General features: G+C 39.7%; 26 protein-coding genes. 6 read left to right on the top strand and 20 right to left on the bottom strand.

The genetic code is table 11. The features are described 5' to 3' along the window. Positions 1–21 precede the first annotated feature (21 nt). Positions 22–501, top strand: a complete 480-nt coding sequence (gene ispF / locus R2S10_RS12390) for a 2-C-methyl-D-erythritol 2,4-cyclodiphosphate synthase (protein WP_316840755.1) — start codon at positions 22–24, stop codon at positions 499–501. A 110-nt stretch (positions 502–611) separates the two neighbouring features. On the opposite strand, the gene R2S10_RS12385 is transcribed toward ispF, so the two are convergent. The 9 genes from R2S10_RS12385 to R2S10_RS12345 all read right to left on the bottom strand — a co-directional run bounded on the left by R2S10_RS12385 (position 612) and on the right by R2S10_RS12345 (position 8,174). After that, positions 612–1,487 (bottom strand): pirin family protein, encoded by an 876-nt coding sequence (locus tag R2S10_RS12385; protein WP_316840754.1) that lies wholly within the window; start codon positions 1,485–1,487, stop codon positions 612–614. A gap of 37 nt (positions 1,488–1,524) precedes the next feature. Then, positions 1,525–2,055, bottom strand: a complete 531-nt coding sequence (locus tag R2S10_RS12380) for a YceI family protein (RefSeq protein ID WP_316840753.1) — start codon at positions 2,053–2,055, stop codon at positions 1,525–1,527. An 87-nt stretch (positions 2,056–2,142) separates the two neighbouring features. Then, positions 2,143–2,730: a Crp/Fnr family transcriptional regulator gene (locus R2S10_RS12375; RefSeq protein WP_316840752.1), complete on the bottom strand. Its 588-nt coding sequence runs from the start codon at positions 2,728–2,730 to the stop codon at positions 2,143–2,145. A gap of 18 nt (positions 2,731–2,748) precedes the next feature. Continuing rightward, positions 2,749–2,907 (bottom strand): FeoB-associated Cys-rich membrane protein, encoded by a 159-nt coding sequence (locus tag R2S10_RS12370; protein WP_316840751.1) that lies wholly within the window; start codon positions 2,905–2,907, stop codon positions 2,749–2,751. A 51-nt stretch (positions 2,908–2,958) separates the two neighbouring features. After that, positions 2,959–4,146 (bottom strand): hypothetical protein, encoded by a 1,188-nt coding sequence (locus R2S10_RS12365; RefSeq protein ID WP_316840750.1) that lies wholly within the window; start codon positions 4,144–4,146, stop codon positions 2,959–2,961. A gap of 3 nt (positions 4,147–4,149) precedes the next feature. Next, positions 4,150–4,983, bottom strand: coding sequence for a glutamine amidotransferase-related protein (locus R2S10_RS12360; protein WP_316840749.1), 834 nt, complete (start codon positions 4,981–4,983; stop codon positions 4,150–4,152). Position 4,984: 1 nt separating this feature from the next. Continuing rightward, complete coding sequence (locus R2S10_RS12355) at positions 4,985–6,085, bottom strand: carboxylate-amine ligase (protein ID WP_316840748.1); 1,101 nt, start codon at positions 6,083–6,085, stop codon at positions 4,985–4,987. A gap of 113 nt (positions 6,086–6,198) precedes the next feature. Next, positions 6,199–7,170, bottom strand: a complete 972-nt coding sequence (locus R2S10_RS12350) for a hypothetical protein (RefSeq protein WP_316840747.1) — start codon at positions 7,168–7,170, stop codon at positions 6,199–6,201. Between the two features lie 299 nt (positions 7,171–7,469). Further along, positions 7,470–8,174 (bottom strand): esterase family protein, encoded by a 705-nt coding sequence (locus R2S10_RS12345; protein ID WP_316840746.1) that lies wholly within the window; start codon positions 8,172–8,174, stop codon positions 7,470–7,472. Positions 8,175–8,329: 155 nt separating this feature from the next. Here R2S10_RS12345 and R2S10_RS12340 point away from each other — a divergent pair, with 155 nt between their 5' ends. Then, the gene (locus tag R2S10_RS12340) at positions 8,330–9,139 is read left to right on the top strand and encodes an alpha/beta hydrolase (RefSeq protein WP_316840745.1); all 810 of its coding nucleotides are present in this window, start codon (positions 8,330–8,332) and stop codon (positions 9,137–9,139) included. Between the two features lie 32 nt (positions 9,140–9,171). Here R2S10_RS12340 and R2S10_RS12335 read toward each other — a convergent pair whose 3' ends face one another. Next, complete coding sequence (locus R2S10_RS12335; protein ID WP_316840744.1) at positions 9,172–9,846, bottom strand: oxidoreductase; 675 nt, start codon at positions 9,844–9,846, stop codon at positions 9,172–9,174. Between the two features lie 254 nt (positions 9,847–10,100). On the opposite strand from R2S10_RS12335, the gene typA reads away from it, so the two are divergent. Both typA and R2S10_RS12325 read left to right on the top strand, forming a co-directional pair. Then, positions 10,101–11,900, top strand: coding sequence for a translational GTPase TypA (gene typA / locus R2S10_RS12330; RefSeq protein WP_316840743.1), 1,800 nt, complete (start codon positions 10,101–10,103; stop codon positions 11,898–11,900). 152 nt (positions 11,901–12,052) lie between these two features. Next, on the top strand, positions 12,053–12,769 hold the full coding sequence (locus tag R2S10_RS12325; RefSeq protein ID WP_316840742.1) for a 3-ketoacyl-ACP reductase: 717 nt from the start codon (positions 12,053–12,055) through the stop codon (positions 12,767–12,769). Between the two features lie 96 nt (positions 12,770–12,865). Here R2S10_RS12325 and R2S10_RS12320 read toward each other — a convergent pair whose 3' ends face one another. Both R2S10_RS12320 and R2S10_RS12315 read right to left on the bottom strand, forming a co-directional pair. Next, complete coding sequence (locus R2S10_RS12320) at positions 12,866–13,615, bottom strand: glycosyltransferase family 2 protein (RefSeq protein ID WP_316840741.1); 750 nt, start codon at positions 13,613–13,615, stop codon at positions 12,866–12,868. A 16-nt stretch (positions 13,616–13,631) separates the two neighbouring features. Continuing rightward, positions 13,632–14,903 (bottom strand): glycosyltransferase, encoded by a 1,272-nt coding sequence (locus tag R2S10_RS12315; protein WP_316840740.1) that lies wholly within the window; start codon positions 14,901–14,903, stop codon positions 13,632–13,634. A gap of 221 nt (positions 14,904–15,124) precedes the next feature. On the opposite strand from R2S10_RS12315, the gene R2S10_RS12310 reads away from it, so the two are divergent. Both R2S10_RS12310 and R2S10_RS12305 read left to right on the top strand, forming a co-directional pair. Then, a complete protein-coding gene (locus R2S10_RS12310) occupies positions 15,125–15,874 on the top strand; it encodes a class I SAM-dependent methyltransferase (RefSeq protein ID WP_316840739.1) in 750 nt (249 codons plus the stop codon). 7 nt (positions 15,875–15,881) lie between these two features. Further along, positions 15,882–17,420, top strand: coding sequence for a rhomboid family intramembrane serine protease (locus R2S10_RS12305; protein WP_316840738.1), 1,539 nt, complete (start codon positions 15,882–15,884; stop codon positions 17,418–17,420). A gap of 376 nt (positions 17,421–17,796) precedes the next feature. Here R2S10_RS12305 and R2S10_RS12300 read toward each other — a convergent pair whose 3' ends face one another. The 8 genes from R2S10_RS12300 to R2S10_RS12265 form a co-directional block, all read right to left on the bottom strand. Beyond that, positions 17,797–18,696: a glycosyltransferase gene (locus tag R2S10_RS12300; protein WP_316840737.1), complete on the bottom strand. Its 900-nt coding sequence runs from the start codon at positions 18,694–18,696 to the stop codon at positions 17,797–17,799. Position 18,697: 1 nt separating this feature from the next. Then, positions 18,698–19,465 (bottom strand): class I SAM-dependent methyltransferase, encoded by a 768-nt coding sequence (locus R2S10_RS12295; RefSeq protein ID WP_316840736.1) that lies wholly within the window; start codon positions 19,463–19,465, stop codon positions 18,698–18,700. A 4-nt stretch (positions 19,466–19,469) separates the two neighbouring features. Further along, positions 19,470–20,096 (bottom strand): hypothetical protein, encoded by a 627-nt coding sequence (locus R2S10_RS12290; protein WP_316840735.1) that lies wholly within the window; start codon positions 20,094–20,096, stop codon positions 19,470–19,472. A 196-nt stretch (positions 20,097–20,292) separates the two neighbouring features. Beyond that, on the bottom strand, positions 20,293–21,636 hold the full coding sequence (locus tag R2S10_RS12285; RefSeq protein WP_316840734.1) for a flippase: 1,344 nt from the start codon (positions 21,634–21,636) through the stop codon (positions 20,293–20,295). A gap of 22 nt (positions 21,637–21,658) precedes the next feature. Then, positions 21,659–22,045 carry a hypothetical protein gene (locus tag R2S10_RS12280; RefSeq protein ID WP_316840733.1) on the bottom strand — a complete coding sequence of 129 codons (387 nt, stop codon included), beginning with the start codon at positions 22,043–22,045 and terminating at the stop codon, positions 21,659–21,661. A 65-nt stretch (positions 22,046–22,110) separates the two neighbouring features. Then, a complete protein-coding gene (locus R2S10_RS12275; protein WP_316840732.1) occupies positions 22,111–22,629 on the bottom strand; it encodes a DinB family protein in 519 nt (172 codons plus the stop codon). A gap of 5 nt (positions 22,630–22,634) precedes the next feature. Beyond that, positions 22,635–23,339, bottom strand: a complete 705-nt coding sequence (locus tag R2S10_RS12270; RefSeq protein WP_316840731.1) for a DUF4476 domain-containing protein — start codon at positions 23,337–23,339, stop codon at positions 22,635–22,637. Positions 23,340–23,390: 51 nt separating this feature from the next. Beyond that, the gene (locus R2S10_RS12265) at positions 23,391–24,080 is read right to left on the bottom strand and encodes a YjjG family noncanonical pyrimidine nucleotidase (protein ID WP_316840730.1); all 690 of its coding nucleotides are present in this window, start codon (positions 24,078–24,080) and stop codon (positions 23,391–23,393) included. Positions 24,081–24,098 lie beyond the last annotated feature (18 nt).

Below are 24,098 nucleotides of genomic sequence, written 5' to 3'. Positions count from 1 at the left end.
TATAAACTAATAGATATAAAAATGAAGATTAAGGTAGGATTTGGATTTGATGTACACCAGCTTAAGGATGGACATCCTTTCATTGTGGGAGGAGTAAATTTAGAACACCATAAGGGTGCTTTTGGTCATTCAGATGCAGATGTATTACTTCATGCAATCTGTGATGCATTACTTGGTGCAGCAAATCTGCGCGATATTGGTTACCATTTTAAAAATACTGATCCTCGTTGGAAAGGAATTAGCAGCCTGATTCTATTGCAGGAAAGTGTGAAGCTGGTAAAAGAAAAAGGGTTTGAAATCGGGAATATCGATGCGATGCTCTGTTTAGAAGCGCCAAAAATCAACCCACATATTCCGGCGATGCAACAGCATATTGCAAGGGCAATGGGAATGGATATTGAAGACATTTCAATTAAGGCAACCACAAATGAGCAAATGGGTTTTATTGGGAGAGAAGAAGGCGTAGTGGCCTATGCAGTTTGTCTAATTCAGAAATTGTAAAGTTTATAAAAAAAAGCCGGTAATTAGATCTTGCAATGCCCCTGACATTTAGATAAATGATGGGATACCGCAAGATGGACTGCCGGCTTTTTAAAGAAAATAAGAGAAGACTATTCTTCTAAATAACCAAATTTTCCTTGGTTATAATCTGCAATAGCCTCTTGAATTTCCTCAGGTCTGTTCATTAAAAATGGCCCGTACTGTGCGATAGGCTCATTTATAGGTGCTCCGCTTAAAACAAGAACTACGCTATTCTGAAGACCTTCCACAATAATTGTTGTTCCTTCATTTTTGAAATGAACCAATTGATCTGCTTTAGCTATGTCGGTATTATTTACTTTAATCTCTCCTTCAATTACCATAAAGGCCGTGTTGAAATCGACAGGGAAATTGAAATTTGCTTTTCCATCTTTATTCAGGCGAAGGTTATATACATGAATAGGTGTAAATGTACTCGCTGTACCTTTTGTTCCCTGGTATTCGCCGGCAATCACCTCTAGCAGCCCGGCATCATCTGGCAATTGATGTTTCGCAATTGCGGCATGACTAATCGCCTGATATTTTGGCTTAGTCATTTTATCTTTCGCAGGTAAATTGACCCAAAGCTGTACCATCTGGAAGGCACCTCCCTTTTTACTGAAAGCTTCTTCATGATATTCTTTATGTAAAATACCACTTGCAGCAGTCATCCATTGAACATCTCCAGGGTAGATCACTCCGCTATTACCTGCGCTGTCATGATGCGCAACGGCTCCATGATAAGCAATCGTGACTGTTTCAAATCCACGATGTGGGTGTACTCCAACGCCCCTAGGTTCGTTACGTGCGGAAAACTGGATTTTAGAATTATAATCCAGCAGGAAAAAGGGACTCATTTTGAGTTTATATCCATTTGGAAAAAAATTATGAACCCTGAATCCATCTCCAACCATATGAGGTGCCGGCGGGTTTAGAACTGCCGACACCTGTTTTGTATTTTCATTCATTACGTCTCCATTCTAAATTAAGATGGACGTGTTGTTTTTAAGCTTGTTTTACAAACTGTAATTCGCCTAATATTCTAACGTCCTCACTCACCATTACTCCGCCAGTTTCCAATGCTGCGTTCCAGGTTAAACCAAAGTCTGTTCTGTTGATTTTACCACTTACGGTAAATCCAGCTTTAGTATTTCCCCATGGATCTGTAGCAATACCACCAAATTCCACATTTAATTTGATAGGTTTCGTTGTTCCTTTAAGGGTTAAATCACCTTTTAAAATGTAATCACCGCCATCTTTTTCAAATGAACTGGAAGTAAAAGCCATGTGAGGGAATTGTTCTGCATCAAAGAAATCACCACTTTTTAAGTGATTGTCTCTATCTGTATTTCCAGTATCAATTGAATTTATATCTGCTTCAAAAGTAACTTTAGCATTTTCAAAATCTTCGGTCTCAGAAGTTAAAGATCCTGTTAATGTGTTCAAGCTACCAGTTACTGTAGTGATCATTAAGTGTTTTACTTTAAACTGTAGTTCACTGTGAGTTGGGTCTAATGACCATTGAGTAGTTGCCATAATATTGTTGTTTTTAAATGTTCTTTATTTACAATACAAAATTACGGCCACAAAGCCTGGCATACATTGATGTATGATAAGAAAACGCTAAACTTTAAAATGCTTGTGTGCGAGGTCTTTACGGACTCTGCTGAGCGACTCTGGAGTGATGCCCAAATAGGATGCAATCATCCATTGTGGTACCCTTAAGGTTAGGTTGGGGTAAAGTTGAATGAAGTTCAGGTACCTTTCTTCTGCAGTGGCACTGAGTAACATATTGATCCTTTTATGCATAAAACGAATAGAATTGTTCAGCATGGTGTTATTCAGGTCATACATGCAGGGAACATGTTTTGCTGCATCATCAATAAAGCCTTTAGGCATTAAAACGGCTTGAGTAGGCTCGATGGCATCAATAAAAAACTCAGAGGCTTCATTAAACATCCCATTTCTATCGGACAGCCACCACTGTTCAGGAGCAAACTGGATGATATGGGTTTTGCCTTTGGCATCTATAGAATAACTGCGTAATAATCCGCTAAGCACAAAATAACCATGAGAAGATACTTCTCCTTTCATGAGGATCATTTCATTTTTATCAAAGCTCTTTACCTTAAGCCGATCAGAAATTAAGTCAAATTGCTCATCGGTAATGGCGACTTTCTTCTGTAAATAGAGTTTGAACTGCTCAAGCATATGTGATATAGATGAAATCTATTTTTTACTAGGTTCGATATTGGAAAAATCGACACCGCATTTGCAGTTCGATGCACAGCCTCCTTTTTTCGGAGATACGGATCTAAAAATCATGCGGCCTATATAAAATATGGCAGCAATGAAAAGAATGACAACTAATATGGTTTGAGTATCCATAGGTACAAAACTAGGTAAAGCCTGCTTCAGGCAGGTCTGTTGAATGTAAATTTACTTTTCCATCAAGCCAACGGTTCCGCCAACCCAGTCAAAGTCTTTATTATATCGGACACCGATCATTTTCCCGCGACTTAATCGCGCAAGGCTGATACAAAGGATGGGTTCTTTTCCTTCAGGCCATAAATACATTAGCCTTATTTCTACTTTTATCCCGCCATCTGGTGCTTGAACAACAGGTTCATAGTTTACTTTTTTCTGTAAGATCCAATTTTCCGGGTCAGAAATGTTTTCAATGTCTTTCTTTTCAACATCAATGATGACACCCATTCCTGCAAAAGAAAACAACGGTTTCAATACATAGTTTTCTAAATCTTCAGGTAATACCTTCAAATCTTTCAGGAAATGTGTCTGGGGGACAAAGTCGCTCTTTAAAAAGGGCATGGTGTATTTGCTGATTCGGTAAAACCAATTTGGGTGCGTCAGCCATTCTATGTCTAGTGCTTCCCTAGGGTCAAAACTATCTTTGAAAATACTGGTGTTGTGACCAATTTCATCAAAAATCAAACGATTATAAATCCTTTTTAGATGGATTTTGTTGCCGTTTTCATGATAATATAGACGATTTCCTTCCTTTTTAATATCGGATAGACTCAATACTTTGATGCCTAAATATTTTGCTGTGATCATAAAATCAATAGCTGTTTTTTGATTTGGGGCATCAATATCCATCAAAGCAACTTCATGAGGTTTGTGATTGCCGATGATCACTTCTTTCAGTAAGTCAAGATAGCTTTGTTCGTTTAGTCCATTGAAATAAGGGGTCAATTCTGTTGGTAAATCATAAACGCTTTGATAAGTTTTTGCCAGATGTGCCTGAAAGCCATAAAGAGAAGGAAAACCCTGCATCTCAATTAATTTTGGAATCAGTCTTCCTGATTGATCTTTACAAATTCCAAAGTCAAACGTAAGAAAATGGGGATGTTGATTTTCATTTGGAACATTCCATTGTGTTGGAATTGAGTCTTCGCTAAGCTTTTTAAAGTTTTCATCTTTAATCAACGCTATAATTTCTGCACCAGCCGCTATCAATTGATCTTTTAATGATGAAGGCAGAAACACAGGTGTTTCTGCTACTCTAAAGGGGATTTCAATCCATCCTTTTTCCAGCTCCTTCAAAAACAAGTCGTATTGTTTTTTAGAGAATTGTGCATTAAAGGAATCTCTATAGCTATTGATCATGTGTTATGCTTCTTGTAAGGCGTTCAAAGCTTCATTTAAAAAGTTTGGTAAAATCAGGCTTTGCGTTAAGGTAATTCTATCTGGATCATCTACGCTATTTAGCATATCCAGATATTTTTCTTCTCCATGATTTTCAATAATCGCTTGCTTTTTGTCCTCTTGTAGTAGATATAATTTCATTCCAACAGGGTCTGCTTCCGGGTGAAACTGTGTGCCTACAATTTCCGGGGTAAAGCGTATAGCCATCACACAACGTTCCAGGTCTACATGAGGGCGGTCTTTTTCCAGAGCTAATACCTCGGCTTCATTATTTGAAAAGAAGATGTCTTCCGGATTGATGACCTGCCAGTCTCTGCTGTCTACCGTATAAAAAGGATTTGGCAATCCGTTAAATATGGGGTCATTCTCCCCCTCTTCGGTCAGGTAAATTGGAAAGATACCAAATGCGGTAGAGCGTCTTTTGATTACTTTGCCTACACCAAATTTCCGACAAGCCATTTGAAAAGAATGACAAATTAGGAAAACATGTTTCTTTTGATGTTCATTTTGCAGGTTAAAAGCTTCGAGTTCGTCCATCAAGGCAAAAAAATCATTTTCCCATTGTTCTCCAATCCCATCAAACGGACTTCCTGGACCGCCACTGGAAATATAAATGTCGTATGTTACATCAGGAATTTCTCCTTTCAACCTCAAATCAAAAATATCAAAAGAAAGGTTGGTCGCGGTTTCTTTTTGGTAACGGATCAATACTTCCTGTATGCCGCGCATCCCTTGATTTGCAACGCCATTATTCATATCAATTACGGCAACCCTTATGTTGTTTTTATCCTTATTCATTTTATCTGGCACCTATTAATGTTTGGGTGGTAATATAATCAACCACTGACTCAAAGTTACCATTTTGTTCGTAAACAGCCAATTGGCGGTCTGCACCTGTGCCATTTGCTAGAATCGTATGTACATAATTCAGGTCTTCCCTGCATCCCAGATCGTCTACTACATCGTCTACAAAGTCTAGTAATTCTAATACCAGATTCCTGCAGTTGACCTCCATTTCTTTTCCAAAGTCAATCAAATTCCCATCGATGCCATATCGTGCTGCTCTCCATTTGTTTTCATTAATTAAAGCTCTGGAGTAGCTGATGAATTTCATGTTTTGCAGGCGAAGCTTATATAACTTGGCACATAATGCTTGAAATAAGGCTACAAATGCCATTGTTTCATCAATTAACATTGGACAATCACAAATTCTAAACTCTATTGTCTCAAAAAATGGATGTACCCGAATGTCCCACCATATCTTTTTAGCGTTATCAATGCTATTGGTTTTGATCAATAACTTTACATAGTTATCATAATCTTCAATGCTATTGAAAATGTCCGGAATACCTGTTCTCGGAAACTTATCAAATATTTTCGTTCGAAAAGATTTATAGCCAGTGTTCCTACTTTCCCAGAAAGGGGAATTGGTGGATAAGGCAAATACATGCGGTAAAAAATAGCGCACCTGATTGGCAATATGAATAGCGAGTTCTCTGGATTGGAAGCCGACATGTACATGCAGTCCAAAGATCAGATTGGACCTTGCGGCCTCCTGGAGTTCATTTACAATTTCGCTGTACCTTGGGTGTTCGGTGATCAATTGTTTTTCCCAATGTGAAAAAGGATGTGTTCCGGCGGCGCCAATCCTTAGGCCTTGTTCTCCGGCCAATTGTGAGACCGTATACCGTAACTGAGAGATTTCCGCACGGGCTTCTGCCGTGTTTTTACAGATGCCGGTGCCAACCTCCACTACCGCCTGGTGCATTTCTGCCTTGACCTGGTCTTTGTGTATTTTTTGTGCTGCCTCTACAATCTTTTGATCGTGGGAAGTTAATTCGCGGGTTACAGGATCGATTACCATGTATTCTTCCTCTACACCAAGTGTAAAAATGTTCATCTTTTAGTTTTTAGCTTTTGAGACCTGGTTATTTAAGGCTAAATATTATGGAGGCTGTTATTTAGCATTTTCAATTCATGCAATAATGTTTTCTATTGATACTATCTTTCTTTTTAAACCGCTATGTGCTTAATTAAGGGCTTTCCGGTAGCTGAAGTTCTGATATATTCTCCCCAGGTTAGGTTATCCTGACCTTCTATATGCGCTTTTGCGCGTTCGATGGCATATCTGGCCGATGTTTCGACCACCCATTCAAAGTTTTCCAGGCCTACGCTTAATACATCTGCATCTGGGGCAGGGTTACAAAAGTCTATCGCATAAGGAATCCCATCTCTAACGGCGAATTCTACGGTATTGAAGTCATAACCTAAGTATTGATTCAGCTGAATCACGTAATTATGAATGGTTTTCAGGAGCTGATCACTTGAGGGCGCTTTATCGACCGCGTATCGTAAATGAGCGGGGTTTCTCGGCTCATATTGCATAATTTTCACATACTTCCCCCCTATACAATAACACCTGAAATATTCTTCGAAGACGATTTCTTCCTGGAGCATCATGACAGTTTGTTTGGTTTTACTGTGTTTGTCGAAGAAATCTTCCTTATCCGTTAGCTTGTACACTTCCTTCCATCCACCACCGTCGAAGGGCTTCATATAGGCGGGAAATCCCGTATATTCAAAAATTCCTTCCCAATCCATTGGAAAGGTGAGGTTGCTAAAAGACGCATCAGAAGTGTCCTCAGGTTGATCGTAAGATGGGATTAAAGCAGTTTTTGGGACTGGGATCCCCAGTTTTACAGCCAATGCGTTATTGAAAAACTTCTCATCGGCACTCCACCAAAATGGGTTATTGATCACGGCGGTTCCGGTTATAGCCGCATTTTTCATGGCTGCGCGATAGAAAGGAACGTCCTGAGAGATCCGATCAACGATAACCGCATAATCCAAAGGAGTTGCTTGAAAAATCTTGTCAATACTTACAGATTCTGCGATGATATCTGTTCCTTCTATTTCATTAATACGTTTCACAAAGGCCGCTGGAAAGGATCTTTCCTGCCCGTATAAGATTCCGATTTTTTTCATTCGTTAGAGGTTTTTATAGGTTTTCGCTGGATTCCTAGACGATAATGGTCCTTAATTCATCTTTTTTACTTTGCTAATGTTGAAATGTTACTTGAATTATATGTTAAAAATCCGTTGTCTTTTAAACAATAAAACAAGGTCAATGTTCTGTTTTATAGTGATTTGATAGGTGTTTTTGCTTTTTTAATCATTCCATATTGTTTATTAAGATGGTTAATGCGTTTTCAGGTATTTACTGATGTGATCAGGCTTGATATTGTACAGGACTATTTCATTGGGCTTTATCGCTGAGCTAATCCTTAGAGTTGAGCAATGTAATCTGGAAACATTTCCCGCCAGATGGGCCAGTCATGATCTGCGTTTTCGCGGATATCCAGCCAATGGTCAATTCCTTTTTCAGTTAATATTTTTGATAGTCTTTCATTGTCCGCTTTACAAGGATCCCGATCTGTTGTTCCGAGTACAATTTTCATATTCCATAATTCCCGGTTTTGATCATGAGGTAAGAAGTCGACTGGATTATTGAAATAAACATCATCATTATAGAATCCGTCCAGCTGACCACGAATGTCAAATATGCCGCTCATACTGAACACATGGCTCACCAGCCATGGATGGCGGAAAGCAAAATTGGCCGCATGGTAACCTCCGAAACTACAGCCTGCCGTAATGATTTTCTCGAGTCCGGTTTCTTGTCTGGCAATGGGTGCCAGTTCTTTTAGCAACAGCTGGTCATACCAGATGTGGTTCCGGATTCGATCAGCAGGGCTGATACCTTTATTGTACCAACTTAATTTATCGATACTATCTACGCAATAAATCTTAATTTTTCCTGCTTCTATGAACTGTTGCACCGATTCTACTAGTTTGAAGTCTTTAGGCTCAAAATAGCGACCCATACTTGTTGGAAAAAGGACAATGGGAATGCCTTTTTCTCCGAAGGTTAACAGCTCAAAATCTCCGCTCAGATGTGGACTATGCCACTTTTTATAGGTTTCGACCATAACAAGGAAATTAGCTGCTTTAAGGTATAAAAAACTATTTTCAAACACAAGATAATATTTGCATTTCTTTCTATAAATCTGTCAGTTAAGTAAAAATATGAGCTGTTTTGTCGATGTGTTATAAGGATTGGTACCTTTGCAGATATACTATTGCTATGTTACTTTCCAAAGTTACCCGAAGTCAGAATGCCATTACGTCTACGCTATTAAAAAGAACCGTTGTTATTGAGCTTTTTATCCCTGGAAATTTACTGGGAAATGAAACCTTAAATCTGCTACTTTTCAATGATGGGCAAGATGCGATTGCTTTGGGGATTGAGGATACGTTGAATGCACTTAATGAAAAGAATAAGCTGGAACCTTTAGTGGTGGTGGCGATTCATGCCTCAGAAAACCGTGTTCAGGAGTATGGGATAGCAGGTATCCCGGATTTTTTGGGTAGGGGTTCAATGGCAAGTTTGTATCAGGATTTTGTAATGACTGAGTTGTTACCTTACCTTCAGGAGCAAATTGGAATGCCATTTAATGGTAAAAAGGGTTTCGCAGGATGCTCGCTAGGAGGGATTTCAGCATTCGATATTGCCTGGAACAATTCCAGTTATTTTGATTTGACAGGGGTGTTTTCAGGTGCATTCTGGTGGCGGGACAAAGACCTTAAGGATGGATACACGGATAACGACCGTATTTTACATCGCATGATTCGGGAAAGCGAGGGAAAGCCGGAGCTTAAGTTCTGGCTCATGACCGGTACGGAGGATGAGACTGCTGATAGAAACCACAATAGGATCATCGATTCTATTGATGACACGATTGATGTCATTAAAGAATTGCTAAAAAAAGGATATGAGCGCCCTGAAGACATTACTTATTATGAAATGGTAGGAGGGAAGCACGACGTATTGACCTGGTCTAAAGTTCTACCTGCCTTTTTATGTTGGGCTTTTGGCCGCAAAAGTTATTTGTAATGCAAAGGAAAGAATATTTATAAGCGTTTTTTTTATTCGGAAGGACTAGGGCCAGCAATGGCAAAAATCTCATCTGAAGGATAAATAAACACCCCTTCCTTGTTTTCTAATGAGACTTTCAACATCGCTAAAGCCACATTTTCAATCTTTATGCTTCTATATTTACGGAGGCCTCCAATCAAAAGGGGGTTTAAAACACGCATTACAGCAATCATAAATCCTTCTGCACTACGGTGTTCTTTACGCTCACCATCCAATAAAGAAGGCCTGTAGATGTGAATACTTTGGAATGGAATACTTTGAAGGTCACGTTCAGTTTCTCCTTTTGTACGGGAATAAAAGATTCTGGAATCCGGATTAGCACCCATAGAAGAGACCAAATGATACTGTTTAGCTCCATTTGCCTGCGCAATTGCGGCAGCATCTAAAGGGTACAAGTAATCGATTTTACGGTATTGTTCCAGATTCGGGGTTTTACTCTTGGTGGTCCCCAGACAACAAAATACCACATCCCCCTTTATTTCCTTGGCATAATCATTTAGCCGATCAAAATCCACCAGCAGTTGTTCCAGTTTCGGGTGTTCCTGATTTAGTTTTTTTCTAACCAGGATCAGTACACGTCCATAATCCGGACTATTGAGTAATTGCGTTAATAAACTCGATCCGATCAGGCCGCTGGCACCAAGTATCACTGCTGTTTTCATCATTTTATTTTTTAAGGAATAATTTATTTTTCGGAAAGGGGGAAAGGCTTCAATATTTTTTACAGCAAAATAGCGGCCTTTTATGTAAGCCTTTACAAAGTACGAATTCCCAGTTGTAGGCACAATAAAGCTTTATAATAAAACGGTCATTACGATGGGATTATAAACCAAGGTAATTTTTCATTATTTGGTCTTAACTAATTGATTGATATGTCGATAATAAACTGTATCTTTGCGCAAAAATTTACACGCATTTTATGCAAAAAATAAGAAATATAGCTATCATAGCACACGTTGACCACGGCAAAACTACACTGGTTGATAAGATCTTACACTCTTGTTCAATCTTCCGTGATAACGAACAATCGGGAGATTTAATACTTGACAATAACGATTTGGAGCGTGAACGTGGTATTACCATCGTTTCCAAAAACGTATCTGTTATGTATAAAGATGTAAAAATCAACATTATTGATACCCCTGGTCACGCCGATTTTGGTGGTGAAGTAGAACGTGTATTGAAAATGGCTGATGGAGTATTGTTATTGTGTGATGCGTTTGAAGGTGCAATGCCTCAAACTCGTTTCGTTACACAAAAAGCTTTGGCTCTTGGTCTAAAACCAATCGTTGTTGTAAACAAGGTAGATAAAGAAAACTGTCGTCCTGAAGAGGTTTATGAGCAAATCTTTGAATTGTTCTTCAACCTTGAGGCTACAGAAGATCAATTAGATTTCCCTGTAATCTACGGTTCATCTAAACAAGGATGGATGAGTACAGACTGGCAAAAACCTACTACAGATATCTTCGCTTTATTAGATGCTGTTGTAGCTAACATTCCACCTGCACCAACAAATGAAGGTACATTACAAATGCAAATCACCTCTTTAGATTATTCATCTTTCGTAGGTCGTATTGCAGTTGGACGTGTTCACCGCGGTTCAATCAAAGAAAACCAACCGGTTACTTTGATCAAACGTGATGGTAAAACTGTAAAATCAAGAGTAAAAGAATTATATACTTTCGAAGGTCTTGGAAAAATCCGTGCTACTGAAGTAAAATCTGGTGATATCTGCGCTGTAGTAGGTATTGAAGGATTTGATATCGGTGATACTATCGCTGATTTTGATGCACCAGAGCAATTGCCTGTTATCAAAATTGATGAGCCAACGATGAACATGTTGTTCACTATCAATAACTCACCATTCTTCGGTAAAGAAGGTAAATTTGTAACGTCTCAACGTATCAAAGAACGTCTTTACAAAGAGATGGAGAAAAACTTAGCCCTTAAAGTGGTTGAAACAGAATCTCCAGATGCTTATTTAGTATATGGTAGAGGTATTCTCCATTTATCAGTATTGATCGAGACTATGCGTCGCGAAGGTTATGAGCTTCAGGTAGGTCAGCCACAGGTTATCATTAAAGAAATTGATGGTAAGAAATGTGAGCCTATTGAAACTTTAATCGTTGACGTTCCTGGTGAAGTTGCTGGTAAAGTAATTGAATTGGTAACACAACGTAAAGGTGAATTGTTGATCATGGAGCCTAAAGGAGATTTACAACATTTAGAGTTTGAAATCCCTGCACGTGGTATCATTGGATTGAGAAATAACGTATTAACTGCTACAGGTGGTGAAGCGATTATGGCTCACCGTTTCAAAGCTTATGAGCCTTGGAAAGGTACAATCCCTGGAAGATTAAACGGTGTATTAGTTTCAATGGAAAAAGGTAGTACTACTGCTTATTCAATTGATAAACTACAAGATCGTGGACGTTTCTTCGTTGATCCAGGTGTTGATGTTTACGAAGGTCAGATTATGGGTGAGCACATCCGTGACAATGACTTAGTAGTTAACATTGTTAAAGGTAAAGCTTTAACCAACATGCGTGCTTCAGGTACTGACGATAGCAACCGTATTGCTCCGGCAATTAAGTTCTCTCTTGAAGAAGCTATGGAATACATCCAGGCTGATGAGTACATTGAAGTTACTCCATTGAGCATGCGTTTACGTAAGATTCATTTAACTGAAGCAGCACGTAAAAACAACAAAAACGTATAATTCTTTAGAATTAGCGATATTCAGAAAAAGCCTTTAAGCATATTGCTTAGAGGCTTTTTCTATTTAGAAGTCATAAGTCAGGAGCAAATCTGCCCAGGCAGTTCTTTTTTCTTAATTTTGGGCCATATAAAACATAATAAATACAAGATCACATGGAATCATTGAAAGGAAAAAATGCAATCATTACCGGTGCCGGAAAAGGACTTGGACGTGCTATTGCCATCGCATTAGCACAAGAAGGTGTGAACGTAGGTTTAGCTGCAAGAACGGTTGCTGATTTAGAGAAAGTTGCTGCAGAAATCGCGCAATACGGTGTTAAAACCGCAATTTCGACTATGGATGTTTCCGATATCAATGCAGTAAATACCGCCATTGAATCCTTAAAATCAGACCTGGGCCCTATTGATATTCTGATCAATAATGCCGGTATCGGTGCCTTTGGATCTTTCATGGAATTGGAACCAACGAAATGGGAAGAAATCATTAAAGTGAACCTATTGGGTCCTTATTATGTAACCCGTGCCGTGCTTCCAGAAATGATAGAAAGAAAAACTGGTGATATTATCAACGTATCTTCTACTGCAGGAAAAAATGGTGCAGCAGTAACCAGTGCCTACAGTGCTTCTAAATTCGGATTGATTGGAATGTCTGAATCGCTAATGCAGGAAGGCCGCAAACACAACATTCGTGTAACGACTTTGGTGCCTAGTACAGTGGCTACAGATATGGCAATCGACCTGAAATTAACGGACGGTAACCCTGATCGCGTGATGCAGGCAGAAGATTTTGCAGAACTGGTAGTTTCTCAATTGAAATTAAACCGCAGAGTTTTTGTGAAAGAAGCCGCTTTGTGGTCTACAAATCCTTAGTTTTCTAAGCGGTTAAAATCAAAAGAGGTTCTTTAACAGATCAAAATAAATATATCAAAGGGAAGAGTGTAAAAGCTTTTCCCTTTTTTTATATCCTTAGTCGTTTGTACGACGGTGGCGGATATAATATTGCCCTAAGTTAATCGCAATAAACAGGTGGTTGATAACATTCGGGACGAAACCGTAGTATTTGGTAAAGATCTTGAAACGCTCTTTCAAGCTTGCCATGTGTTTCTTTTTTGAAATTCCGCCAACCAGATATTTGGCCACATAACTGTGTGTATTGACAATGCTGGAAGCATTTTTTGCTGCCCTGATGATCCAGTCGATATCTGCGCTATATTTATATTGCAAATCGAAAGGTCCCGCTAGGCTGCGTTTCACATAAATTGCCTGGTGACTAATACACATGCCATACCTAAAGCTTCTCCAGCTAAACGTTTCCGGCGCCCGATGTCTTCTTTGTCCGAGGCTATGCCAGTTTTCATCATACATCTCCGTTTCGCCATAGTAAATATCGGCCGCAGAAGCACTTTCAAATACTTCGGCCACTGTTACCGGCGCATAAATCTCATCTCCAGAATTCATGAACAGCACATAATCACCGGTAGCCAGTGCAAGACCTTTGTTCATGGCATCATAAATTCCCTTATCAGGCTCGGAAATAAACTGTGCCAGGCGGGATTTATAATTGTAAATCGTGTCTTTGGTACCATCAGTAGAGGCTCCATCGATCAAAATATATTCAATATTCGGATAAGTCTGATTCAACACAGAAAGCATCGTGCGCTCAATATCTTTTACATTATTATAAACGATGGTGATGACACTGAGCTTTGGTTGCATAGAGTAAGGGCTAAAATTAATGGGGCTGTGAATTAATCAGGGATTGATACAATAATAAGTGTTTTTCTGCAATAACTGCTTCCGAGAATTCAGTTAATATCGTTCTTCTGGCTTCTTTTTGAATATCAGGGGCGTTTTCATCGTGGTACAACCACTCAATCCCGGTGGCAAGGTCTTCCGAAGACTTATATTCCGCCAAATATCCATTTTCAAGGTGTTTCACCATGTCGGGGATGCCACCTGTTTTAAAGGCCACCACAGGCGTTGCGCAAGCCAGACTCTCCATTACCGTGTTGGGCAGATTGTCTTCCAGAGAAGCCGTAATAAACACATCTGCGGCAGAGTAACATTTGGCCAGGTGATTGTCGTTGTTGATGGTTCCCAGAAATGTCGTTTTAAATGGGAATTCCGGCATATCGACATTGTCTTTATTACCGAAAATGACCAACTCAATGTTTTCTTTTATAATCCCAGGTCTGCCGGCCAGGTCGTTTAATGCGTCAATCAGGTAGGAAGTTCCTTTATGCTTGTCATTTTTTGAAGGCATAAAGCCACTCATCATGACAAACTTATTCGGGTTAATCTTTAATATTTTCTTTGCTTCTGCTTTCACATAAGGTTTAAAGACCTTCGTTTCAATCGTGTTTGGGATCACGGTAACCGCTCTTGTTCCCAGTAAACTGCTCAATTTCACAGAATCGGCCATCCAATGACTTGGTGCTATAATGTGACAATTTAGCTCAGAATAGGCTTTTTTCTTTTGTAACCAGTTCCTATGGGAGAAATCATCTTTGCCGCTAAATTTTAACAGCGGACAATTTCCACATTCTTTATGGTAATTTTCGCAGGAGTAACGCACATGACAACCACCCGTAAAGGCATTGCTATCATGAAAAGTCCAAACCACTGGTTTGTCCAGTTCATCAAGTTGTGCCAGAAACTTTGGGGATAAAAAGCCATGATTGATCCAATGTAAATGAATCACATCTGCGGCTTTTACTTTTGGGTGATGAATAACAGATCTGCCAAACCATTGCAAGGAAAAAGGAGTTTTTAAAGCTTTAGAAAAAGCTTTCGACAAGTACCGTTCTGCCAGAATCTTAAAAATAGCCACTGCTTTTTGAAAAGGGCTCCTGTTGAAAGCGGTAGTTAGTTTACTCTCTTTAAATTGAAAATAAACCATCACTTCAGAATCTACGTCATGCGCTTTTAGTGCATCACTTAGCCTCAGGCAAGCCCTTCCGGCGCCGCCATTTCCTTCGTATGTATTTAGGTGAACTACTTTCAATCTATCAAAATTAGCGGTTATTGTTAAATTCTTCTGTATTTTCGTTCCAAACTAGAAGAGCCGGTTTGTATGCCGCTAAAATTAATTTAAAAATTGAAACAATCCTAAGCTGTAAGCTTACAAATGGTTTATGATCCTAATATGACAATAAATCAGGTATTTAAAAATAATTAATTCAGCAACAACAGCTCCTAAAATACTATAATAGCTAAAAATATCATATGGAAAACCTGTTAACCGACAGACAGTTTTGGGTAAATTATTGGGAAAGTAAAGCCGGTTTGACGGTTAATATTCCATCGAATTACTTGTTTCATCAGGAACTTGGCGAGATCATCACCAAACGAGGGGTAAGAACAGCAATTGAACTCGGCGGTTTTCCAGGATACTATGCTGTATTTCTGAAAAAATATTTTAAGCTGGATGTCACCCTACTAGATTATTTCGTGCATCAGCCGGTTACCAATGCCTTATTGGAAGCCAATCAATTGAAACCAAGTGATATCAATATCATTGAGACAGACCTGTTCAGCTACCAGCCTACCCAACAGTTTGACCTGGTGTTATCCTGCGGACTAATCGAGCATTTTAATGATACCGCCGATATCATCAACCGCCATATTGCTTTTGTAAAACCTGGTGGAACCTTATTCATCACTCTGCCGAATTTTAAAGCTCTGAATGGCTGGTTCCAAAAGTCTTTTGACCGCGAGAATTATGATAAACATAACATCGATTGTATGGATCCAAAGTTGCTGGCTAACATTTGCAAGCAGGCGGGGTTGGAATTGGTGCAATCCAGATATTTTGGTAATTTCAGCTTATGGCTTGAAAATGAACAGCAAAAACCATTAAGTGTTCGTCTTTTAAAGAAAACTATGTGGTTTGTAGGAAAAGTTTTTACTAAAATAATTCCTTTTAATTCGAAAATGCTCTCTCCTTACATTATCTTAGAAGCAAGAAAATTGTAAACACCATATGGGATTAAGTTGGGGCTATTCACCTAAAGTTGAAAAATACATACCGCTAGGAGAATACCCTGCAGACCGATACCTGATTATTGCACATCAAGCCATCGAAAACCTCGGTTGGAAGTTGAGCCATGTCTCCGAATCGGGCTTAATTGCCTATACCGGTATTTCCTTACAATCCTATAGTGAGGAGATCTCCATACGTGTCATATTAAATTTTGCCATTGTCAAAAGCGAATGTGTAGGTGTTCAACTCCTGTTTACTGATTACGGAAAAAACGATCAGAACCTTCAAAAGTTCTTTGATGAGTTTGAGTATGTTCAGTTTCATTTGAAAGAAGTCTGGGAGGATCGACTCACACAATTCCATGCCCATATCGCTACTCAGGACGACCAGTATTTTGAAAAAGCACCATTAGCGATAAAAAATAAGATCAAAAATGTACTCTACCTCTTCATCCCAAGGAAGGGATATCTGGTAACACCTATTCTTTTGATCTTAAATATTCTATACTACCTGGCGATTTTAGGGCTGTTTATGCAACGCGCTTATCTCATTAAGGAAATGGGGCTAATCGATTTTGACCTAAGAGAGGTAGCAGATAGGGTTCTTGTGGACATGGGTGCGAATTCAAGAAAACTAGTGTTGGGAGGTGGAATCTGGCGCTTAATCAGCCACCAATTCATTCATCTTTCTTTCTGGCATTTGTTTTTTAACATGTACGCCCTCATTTATATCGGATTGATGGTCGAGAATAAGCTGGGCAGCTGGAAAACACTGGCCGTTTACCTGTTAAGTGGTATCTGTGGTGGATTGATTAGTGTAATTAATCATCAAATCGGTTTTATGGCTGGAGCATCAGGTGCGATCATGGGCATGTTTGGTGCTTTTCTAGCCCTGCTCATCAGTAATGCTTTTGAAAAAAATGCGAATAGAGCGCTCCTAATCAGTACCCTGATTGTAACCGCTGTTATGCTGATAAATGGCCTGACTGGTGAAAAAATAGATAATTCTGCACATTTCGGAGGATTAATATCCGGATTTGTATTGGGCTATTTATTGTATAACCCGGCATATTTTAAACATGAAATTTCTATTTATTACAGGTCTGCTTTCGCCTTTGTATTGGTATTAGGCCTGGGTTTCGGCGTCATGCGTTTTTCGCCAATCTATCAGGAACAGGAATATAGTGTGCTAAGGGAAGAATTTATCAAGAATGAAAACCTGTTTACGGAGGTCTACAATATAAATTGGGAGATGAGCAGGGAGGAGAAAGTCCAACTGATCAAACGATGCGCGATTGATTCCTGGAAAAAGAACCAACAGATTTTAGCTAAAATGGAAAACCTGGTTTTGATGGATAGAGATAAGGCGGATTTGGCGTATAGAACCAAATTAGTTAAGAAAGGATCTCAAATCGGACTGATGTTGTATCAAGACTATCAATCGGAGGATAGGCCTTTGAAATACAAGATTCAGCAGAAACTTAATGAGTATACCAGAATAAAAACGGCGCAAAGAGATCAGCTGGTCATCTGGGATTAAACTGTTCTGAGGTACCGAACCCATATCATTTAACACTTCTGCCTAACTAACCAATTGCTGCATGGTATTGCTGTGTCCTAACTATTAGGGGGCATAATGTTACTCTGTAGCTCCGATATTGAGGTTAAATTCAGGAGGCAACTAAAGGAGGGGTATGGCGTGTTTGCTAGGGGTTTCCTAGGTTTAGAAGTCTGGATAAACCATTCTAAGGGCCTATCAGCTCTCAAATGATACTCGTTTTCATTAGGATTCATTTCTGCGTGTCCTGCATTACTTTTCAGGGTATTCCTGGAGGTGTTTAAACCTTAGATCTAGAAGTTTCTGGGGCTAGTATAGGATTTTGCCTTGAAATACAGGCCTGGCGTTTGAGTATAAACTATCCCAAACGTTGTTTAACGTATCTTTTGATTCTTTCCCATAAACTGCCTTTACGGGTAGATAAGAAGCTTTTAATGGTCTCGTAGGCCATTTTGTTTTCTTTAATTTCTGTAGGGAATTCCTGGATTTGTTTAGGATTGATGATCACATTGTAAATGTCGTTGATGCCGGAATGAATTCCCGTACCATCATGTCCGATGTTATTGACCAGTGATTGTGAGGGATTTAGGGTCAATCCTCCTTTTAAGAAGATGGAAGCATACCAGCGGATCGCCCAGGAATTGTTCTTTCCACTTTTAAAATCCTGCATCTGCTTCCAGAAATTCATTTTATGCTCAATTGAAAAGTCAGACTTTTTCCGCGCATCAAACTGATTCATTAAAGTATCAATATTCGGTTCAAAATGTTGCCATGCACGTTCCCATGTTGCCCAGCCCCAGCTGGTTGCTGCGCGGTAAAAAAAGGTTTCAGGAAGATTGTTATCTTTCAGGGGATACATGTAAGCACCGATGTGCATCACTTTGTCTTCTGTGCGATAGCGACTTAGCGCATCATTGAAATAGGTTAGGGTAAAGGGAGAGGTGATGAGGTCATCTTCCATGACAATCACCTGCTGGTAATCTTTTACCAGTCGGCTTACACCTGCAATTACCGAATTGGCCAATCCCATATTTTCTGGACGTTCGATCACCTCTACCGATTTAAAACCTTCTATGTTTTTTAGTAAGTCACGCACCTCTAATACTTTCGCCTGATCTTCCTCGGATTTAAAGCCATCCGAAAACACAAATAACCGACTCTCGGACGCCAATTGATTCTGTTGAAGGAATTTTATGGTACGTTCGGTATGTTGCGGACGGTTATAAACAAATAAAGCAATGGGTGCAAAAAGCTGCATATTAGAAGATCTCCAGATTTTGATTTGATTTTTTAACGAGAACGGTATAAGCGTTCCCAAATTGTTCCTTTTTGTTTTTTCCAAGAAGGGCACCTAGCAGATTTTTAATCCGATGTTCCAGCTCAATTCTTAACACACTAAGTAACGTTTTTGGTGTTTTCTTAACTTTAAATTCGCAGAATTTAATGGTGTCGATAGGGGTAAGAGAGGTTTTATCCGCTTCAATTACAAAACCTTCGCTTTGCAATAGAAACCTGATTAAAGTAGGCGTGTACATATTGATATGGCCGTAATCCAGGAAATGTTTCATCCTACGATCTACGCCAAAACGATAGTCTAAGGGTACCTCAATCACCAGATATTTGGCTACTCTCTTTAACTCTCTTAGTAATACGCGTTCATGCTCTACATGTTCTAAAACATGGGCCAGAATCACGAGGTCAAAGCTGTCGTCTGCATAAGGAATGCTATAACCATCAAAACGGCTAACCTCCTTTAATCTGCTCAGATTTCGCTTCTTGATCAGTTCAACACCGCTATCCGCAATTTCCAGCGCATAGAGTTCTGAGCCGAAGTTCCACTCATTTAAATAATGTAAAATACTGCCATCTCCCGCGCCTACTTCTAATACCTTATTTGGCTGAATTCCCTGACACACCTCTATCAGGTTTTTTGCTTTGGATTTTGCACCAAGCATACGCCATTCTACATCGCTATCGGTGTAGAAGTCGTTGTAAGAGGCTACGATATCTTCTGTGATGATGGCCATTTGATTAATCTTTTATACCATCAATGATCAAAGAAGAATATCCCAGTGGCTCATTAAAGCGTTTATCGAACCTTCTGGACCTTAGAATATGCCCGTCTTCACTTTTCCAGTCCACAAAATGAAACTGTTTATTTTCATCGTAATATTCTAATAGGTTGACGCGGAAACCAGCATCCTGCAATACTTTGCTCAGTTTCTGGTAGTCGTACAATAGCTTATGGTCATGAGAACCTTCTCCATGTCCGCCTGGTTTTACCTGCTCAATATAGTCCGGGTTAGGATGGAAACCGTCTGGTACCGCGATTCTGATGCTGCCACCTTTCTCCATAAATGCGAAACAGTTTTTCAACGCTATTAAGGCATCAGCATAGCTGATGTGTTCAAATACGTGTTCTGCAAGGAATTTTGAGGCCTTTTTGTCGCCAAACAAGTTTTCAAAAGATCTTGTTTCCAATAAGTTTAAGCTTTCTATATTGGTAGGTAGCCAATTTTCATAGGCGGTATTCTCTGATCCAATGATGATGTTCAGTGGTCCTGTTGAGTTTTTGATTTTGGACTTCAACTGCATGAGATCCAGGATGTTTTTTGGCTTTAATACGATTGATCTTACTACCTTTCTTAAGGAATTCATCTGTAAATATGTGTTTTTTTGTAAGATGGAACGGACATGGTTGCATGCTTCGGTTCACCTGTATTGTTTGTTTCTTACCTTATCGGTCATGAACCATGAACTGCTATACGGGATAGGGCCAGGTCATTTGAGTGTCAAAGTTAAAATGTTAAACGCAAAAAGCTAATATATCCGTATAATTATTGAATCAGATAAATTATTTAGCTGCCTGGCCTCTGTTTTTGATCTTTTCAAATAGGGTAATGAACAATAAAGATTTGAGCATCATGATGCCTTGCTGACGTGTCTTTGGGACCAACAGAATCATGAAATTGGAGCTGAAATAAGCGATAAGTGTCGCTACTGCTGCACCTGTAATCCCGTATTTAGGAATCCACCAGATATTTAAAAGAATGTTGATTATTGCTCCGGCACCTGTGCGGAGCATAGAAAGCTTGGTATAACCTTCTGCAATCAGAAACTGTCCGCTGGCAGTGCCCAGGAAGGTAAAGATTCCTGCCCAGATGTGTATCGTTAATACATGTGCTGCCGGCCAGTATTCCGGCGTATAAAATATTTTGTAGATAATAGGGGAGGCAACCGTCATAAAAAGCGCGATGCTGACGCTGATCCAAACCATCAGGTCGTACATGTTTTGCATTCTTCGCTGATACCGCTCCGGATCGTCTCTTTTTGCATTCATAATGGCTGGAAAAACAGCGGTTACCAATGCTACAGGAATGAAATACCAGGCTTCGGAGAGCTGCACTACACTGGAATATATCCCTTGCTGTGCGGAGCCTAAATACCCCTGGATCATCAGCGCATCGATTTTCATATAGATAGAAATCAGGATTGCTGAAAAAGCCATTGGCCAGGAATTCTTTAGTAAAAATTTTGCTAAAGGGCTTTCAAATTTCCATTCAAAGATGGATCCTCCTTCTTTTTGGTAGACATAAATATAGCCGATTGCCAATGCAATTACATCCATCAGCAAAGCAGCAATGAACCAATTCAGGCTCATGCCCATTACAATTAAGAACAATTTGAAAGCTGCAGATAAGAGATTGCCCATCACCTGGACTTTCATGATAAATTTTCCCAGGGCTTTGGACTGAAAATAACTATCGATGATGTTGAATGCCTGGATGATTCCGGTAAAACTGACCACCAGGATATAGGAGAAGGGGGCATCGAGCTTGGTCATGCCCATTGCAATATGGTAAGCGAGATACACGAGTGGCAGCACAACGATACCGCCCATCAGTTTCAAGACAAAGGCAGTACCTAGTAATTCGTTTTTCTTTTCCGGGAAACGTAAGAGTTCCCGGGTTACAAAACCGTCTAATCCCAAGGCTGCTGCGGCAATGAAAAACGTAGCAAATACAAGTGGGTAGTTGTAGACTCCAAATTCTTTGGGCCCTAAATAGTTGCTGACGGCTATGCCGACCACTATTTTTATCCCCAGACTGCCCACACGGGCAATCATCAGCCAACCTGCATTTTTTGCGTATTTCTCTATCGCTCCCTGGTCAAAACCAGGAATACTTGGGATTTTCATGCTCGCCTGTTCTTTGCTTAAATTAACTTAAGGGCGCGCCAACAGGGATTGCACAGTCATGACCTGGAAGACCATGTGCAGGGTTTAATTTTGCTTCTTTCTGATTTGCAGGAGCGCTTGGTGCTGTTGTAACCGGTGCAGATTGAGCAGCAGGAGTTGCATTTGTTGCTGCGCCATTTGCAGGTGCTGCAGTTTGTGCATTTAATGGTGCCCCAACAGGCAATGCGCAATCATGAAAAGGTTGTCCATGTGCTGGATTGTTTGCTGGTCTTTCCCCGCTTGCCGTTGCTGAACTTGCAGCAGGTAAACCACCTGGAGTAGGCGTAATCACATTCTGACTTTGTTTAGGTTCACTGTTACAGGCCGCAAGTGCCATTACAAAACAACTGATATAAAGAATCCTTTTCATATGCTATACATTTATTAATCTTTTAATAGAGATAAAAGATAGGCAAAGATGAGAAATTTGTTGGGTTATCGATTAAAGCTTTGATCAATCCTATGTAATTGTTGCAAATGATGATTCAGGTGAATTCTAATGAAACGCAGCCACTGAAACGCATTCAGGTAGCCAAAGCGAGGATGGGGTGTTTTTAAGCGTTTATCCGCATTTGGGAGTAATAGCGCTTCTTCTTCCAGCTGTTTAAGGAATTCATCGATCAAGGATAAAGCCTCGGTCTTGCTGATTTTTTTAAGCCTTTCTGCCAGCCTTTTCGGTGCTTTATATTTTCTTCCCGGAGGAAGACTTCCCATAAACAGGATCAGCCTGACTATAAAATTAGTAGGTTCCTGCTGCCCCTTGCCTGTGATTGCGCCCGACAGTTGCTTTAAGGAAAGGATACTGGAATCAAAAATATGAAAATACACTTCACTGTAAGACCAGCCACCAATAGGAGGGGTTTCGAGAAAACGATCCTCTTCCAGCTCACTTAGCTTCTTTTGATAAGCGAGAACCAGATCTTTAATCTTTTGATAGTTTTTGCCAGCACTCATTTGTGTTAACTTTTTTGTTTAGCAATAAATTCAATGAATGTTGGTTTGTCTAGTGGGAAGCGAAATACGTTGCCTATTTTCATGGCATTCTTTTTATCCGCAATGAAAGGGTAAATTAATTTTGCCAATTCCAACTGATCTCCGCCAAATTTTAATACTCTTACTAATTCATAAGCCTGATCCGTAGTCATCAGCGAGCTTTTTAAAGCTATTTTTATTAATTTCACTTGATCGTCAGCCCAGGTTTCCCTGTTCACCATGGATAATAATTGCTTAAACTCATCAGGGGTCATTACTTCAATAAAGTTTTCACCTGGACCTTGGCCTGGACCAGGACGGTCAGTAAAAACTGCGCGGTCCCAATTGTCCAACGCGTATTGTCCACGATCATATAAATTTAAGGTGACCATGTTTTTCCAGCCAGAACGGCTAGAGTAACTGGCCAGCAAGCGGGCATTCATCGGTAAATTAATGCGCCTGCGGAACACCTCGGCATTGTCTCTCATCACAACAACTGTAGGAGCGCTATTGCGGACATCATAAAAACGGAAACGCCCTTTTGAAGATCCGGCAAATTCGTCATCTACATAAACCACGTAATTCCCTCTTTCCGGAATTTCTATGAATAGCTCAGCAGTACTGCGCGCATTTTGTGCGAAAATAAAGTTACTCCCCAAGAGCAACACAAGAAGGAATAGTAGTTTTTTCATCTGTTTCGAGGGCTATGTTTTAAGGCTTGTTTTTCTTATAAGGATAAGCAATTAAAATTGATTCATCAATTCTTCCAGGTGATTAATTTGCCAGGTCACATCATGTGGTTTTTCTTTGTGCAATGGATTAAAATAAATCGCTTGAATCCCAAAATCCTGTGCGCCGCGGATATCCGCTTCTAAACTATCTCCAATCATGATACTCTCTGGTTTTGTGGCTTTCGCTTTGTCGAGTGCGTATTCAAAAATGGCTTTGTCGGGCTTATTCACACCTACATCTTCAGAAATGATCACATTTGAAAAGAAAGGATTCAAACCGGATTTGTCCATTTTAGTCAAAGTACTCTCTTTAAAGCCATTCGAAATGATATGTAGCGTGTACTTCTCTTGCAGGTAGGTCAATACTTTTTTCGAACCTTCAAATAAATTGGTTCTTATAGGGGTAAGGCGTACGTAGTCGTCCTCAAATTGTGCAGGAATAAGTTCTGCTGAGATGCCCAGCTGTATAAAAGTTTTGCTGAAGCGCTCGGAGCGTAAGGTTTCTTTACTGATTTTTCCCAAATGATATTCAGCCCAGAGTAAATGGTTGTTTTCAGTATAAGTTTCAATAAATGCGCTTGCCGACGTTAAACCTAATGAAGCCAGGTCGTAATGATGATACAATTCCATCAGTGTCTCTTCCGCATTTTTGTCAAAATCCCAAATCGTATGGTCTAAATCGAAGAAAATATGTTTAATCATGGTGTTACTTTATTTACG

It is taken from the genome of Pedobacter gandavensis, assembly GCF_032678745.1.
Classification (GTDB): domain Bacteria; phylum Bacteroidota; class Bacteroidia; order Sphingobacteriales; family Sphingobacteriaceae; genus Pedobacter; species Pedobacter gandavensis_C.
This window is presented reverse-complemented; position numbering and strand designations above follow the sequence as displayed.

Excerpts from the sequence above, each read along its gene's own strand:
- ispF (WP_316840755.1), top strand. The coding sequence starts at position 22 with ATGAAGATTAAGGTAGGATTTGGATTTGATGTACACCAGCTTAAGGAT.
- R2S10_RS12385 (WP_316840754.1), bottom strand. The coding sequence starts at position 1,487 with ATGAATGAAAATACAAAACAGGTGTCGGCAGTTCTAAACCCGCCGGCA.
- R2S10_RS12380 (WP_316840753.1), bottom strand. The coding sequence starts at position 2,055 with ATGGCAACTACTCAATGGTCATTAGACCCAACTCACAGTGAACTACAG.
- R2S10_RS12375 (WP_316840752.1), bottom strand. The coding sequence starts at position 2,730 with ATGCTTGAGCAGTTCAAACTCTATTTACAGAAGAAAGTCGCCATTACC.
- R2S10_RS12370 (WP_316840751.1), bottom strand. The coding sequence starts at position 2,907 with ATGGATACTCAAACCATATTAGTTGTCATTCTTTTCATTGCTGCCATA.
- R2S10_RS12365 (WP_316840750.1), bottom strand. The coding sequence starts at position 4,146 with ATGATCAATAGCTATAGAGATTCCTTTAATGCACAATTCTCTAAAAAA.
- R2S10_RS12360 (WP_316840749.1), bottom strand. The coding sequence starts at position 4,983 with ATGAATAAGGATAAAAACAACATAAGGGTTGCCGTAATTGATATGAAT.
- R2S10_RS12355 (WP_316840748.1), bottom strand. The coding sequence starts at position 6,085 with ATGAACATTTTTACACTTGGTGTAGAGGAAGAATACATGGTAATCGAT.
- R2S10_RS12350 (WP_316840747.1), bottom strand. The coding sequence starts at position 7,170 with ATGAAAAAAATCGGAATCTTATACGGGCAGGAAAGATCCTTTCCAGCG.
- R2S10_RS12345 (WP_316840746.1), bottom strand. The coding sequence starts at position 8,174 with ATGGTCGAAACCTATAAAAAGTGGCATAGTCCACATCTGAGCGGAGAT.
- R2S10_RS12340 (WP_316840745.1), top strand. The coding sequence starts at position 8,330 with ATGTTACTTTCCAAAGTTACCCGAAGTCAGAATGCCATTACGTCTACG.
- R2S10_RS12335 (WP_316840744.1), bottom strand. The coding sequence starts at position 9,846 with ATGATGAAAACAGCAGTGATACTTGGTGCCAGCGGCCTGATCGGATCG.
- typA (WP_316840743.1), top strand. The coding sequence starts at position 10,101 with ATGCAAAAAATAAGAAATATAGCTATCATAGCACACGTTGACCACGGC.
- R2S10_RS12325 (WP_316840742.1), top strand. The coding sequence starts at position 12,053 with ATGGAATCATTGAAAGGAAAAAATGCAATCATTACCGGTGCCGGAAAA.
- R2S10_RS12320 (WP_316840741.1), bottom strand. The coding sequence starts at position 13,615 with ATGCAACCAAAGCTCAGTGTCATCACCATCGTTTATAATAATGTAAAA.
- R2S10_RS12310 (WP_316840739.1), top strand. The coding sequence starts at position 15,125 with ATGGAAAACCTGTTAACCGACAGACAGTTTTGGGTAAATTATTGGGAA.
- R2S10_RS12305 (WP_316840738.1), top strand. The coding sequence starts at position 15,882 with ATGGGATTAAGTTGGGGCTATTCACCTAAAGTTGAAAAATACATACCG.
- R2S10_RS12300 (WP_316840737.1), bottom strand. The coding sequence starts at position 18,696 with ATGCAGCTTTTTGCACCCATTGCTTTATTTGTTTATAACCGTCCGCAA.
- R2S10_RS12295 (WP_316840736.1), bottom strand. The coding sequence starts at position 19,465 with ATGGCCATCATCACAGAAGATATCGTAGCCTCTTACAACGACTTCTAC.
- R2S10_RS12290 (WP_316840735.1), bottom strand. The coding sequence starts at position 20,096 with ATGAATTCCTTAAGAAAGGTAGTAAGATCAATCGTATTAAAGCCAAAA.
- R2S10_RS12285 (WP_316840734.1), bottom strand. The coding sequence starts at position 21,636 with ATGAAAATCCCAAGTATTCCTGGTTTTGACCAGGGAGCGATAGAGAAA.
- R2S10_RS12280 (WP_316840733.1), bottom strand. The coding sequence starts at position 22,045 with ATGAAAAGGATTCTTTATATCAGTTGTTTTGTAATGGCACTTGCGGCC.
- R2S10_RS12275 (WP_316840732.1), bottom strand. The coding sequence starts at position 22,629 with ATGAGTGCTGGCAAAAACTATCAAAAGATTAAAGATCTGGTTCTCGCT.
- R2S10_RS12270 (WP_316840731.1), bottom strand. The coding sequence starts at position 23,339 with ATGAAAAAACTACTATTCCTTCTTGTGTTGCTCTTGGGGAGTAACTTT.
- R2S10_RS12265 (WP_316840730.1), bottom strand. The coding sequence starts at position 24,080 with ATGATTAAACATATTTTCTTCGATTTAGACCATACGATTTGGGATTTT.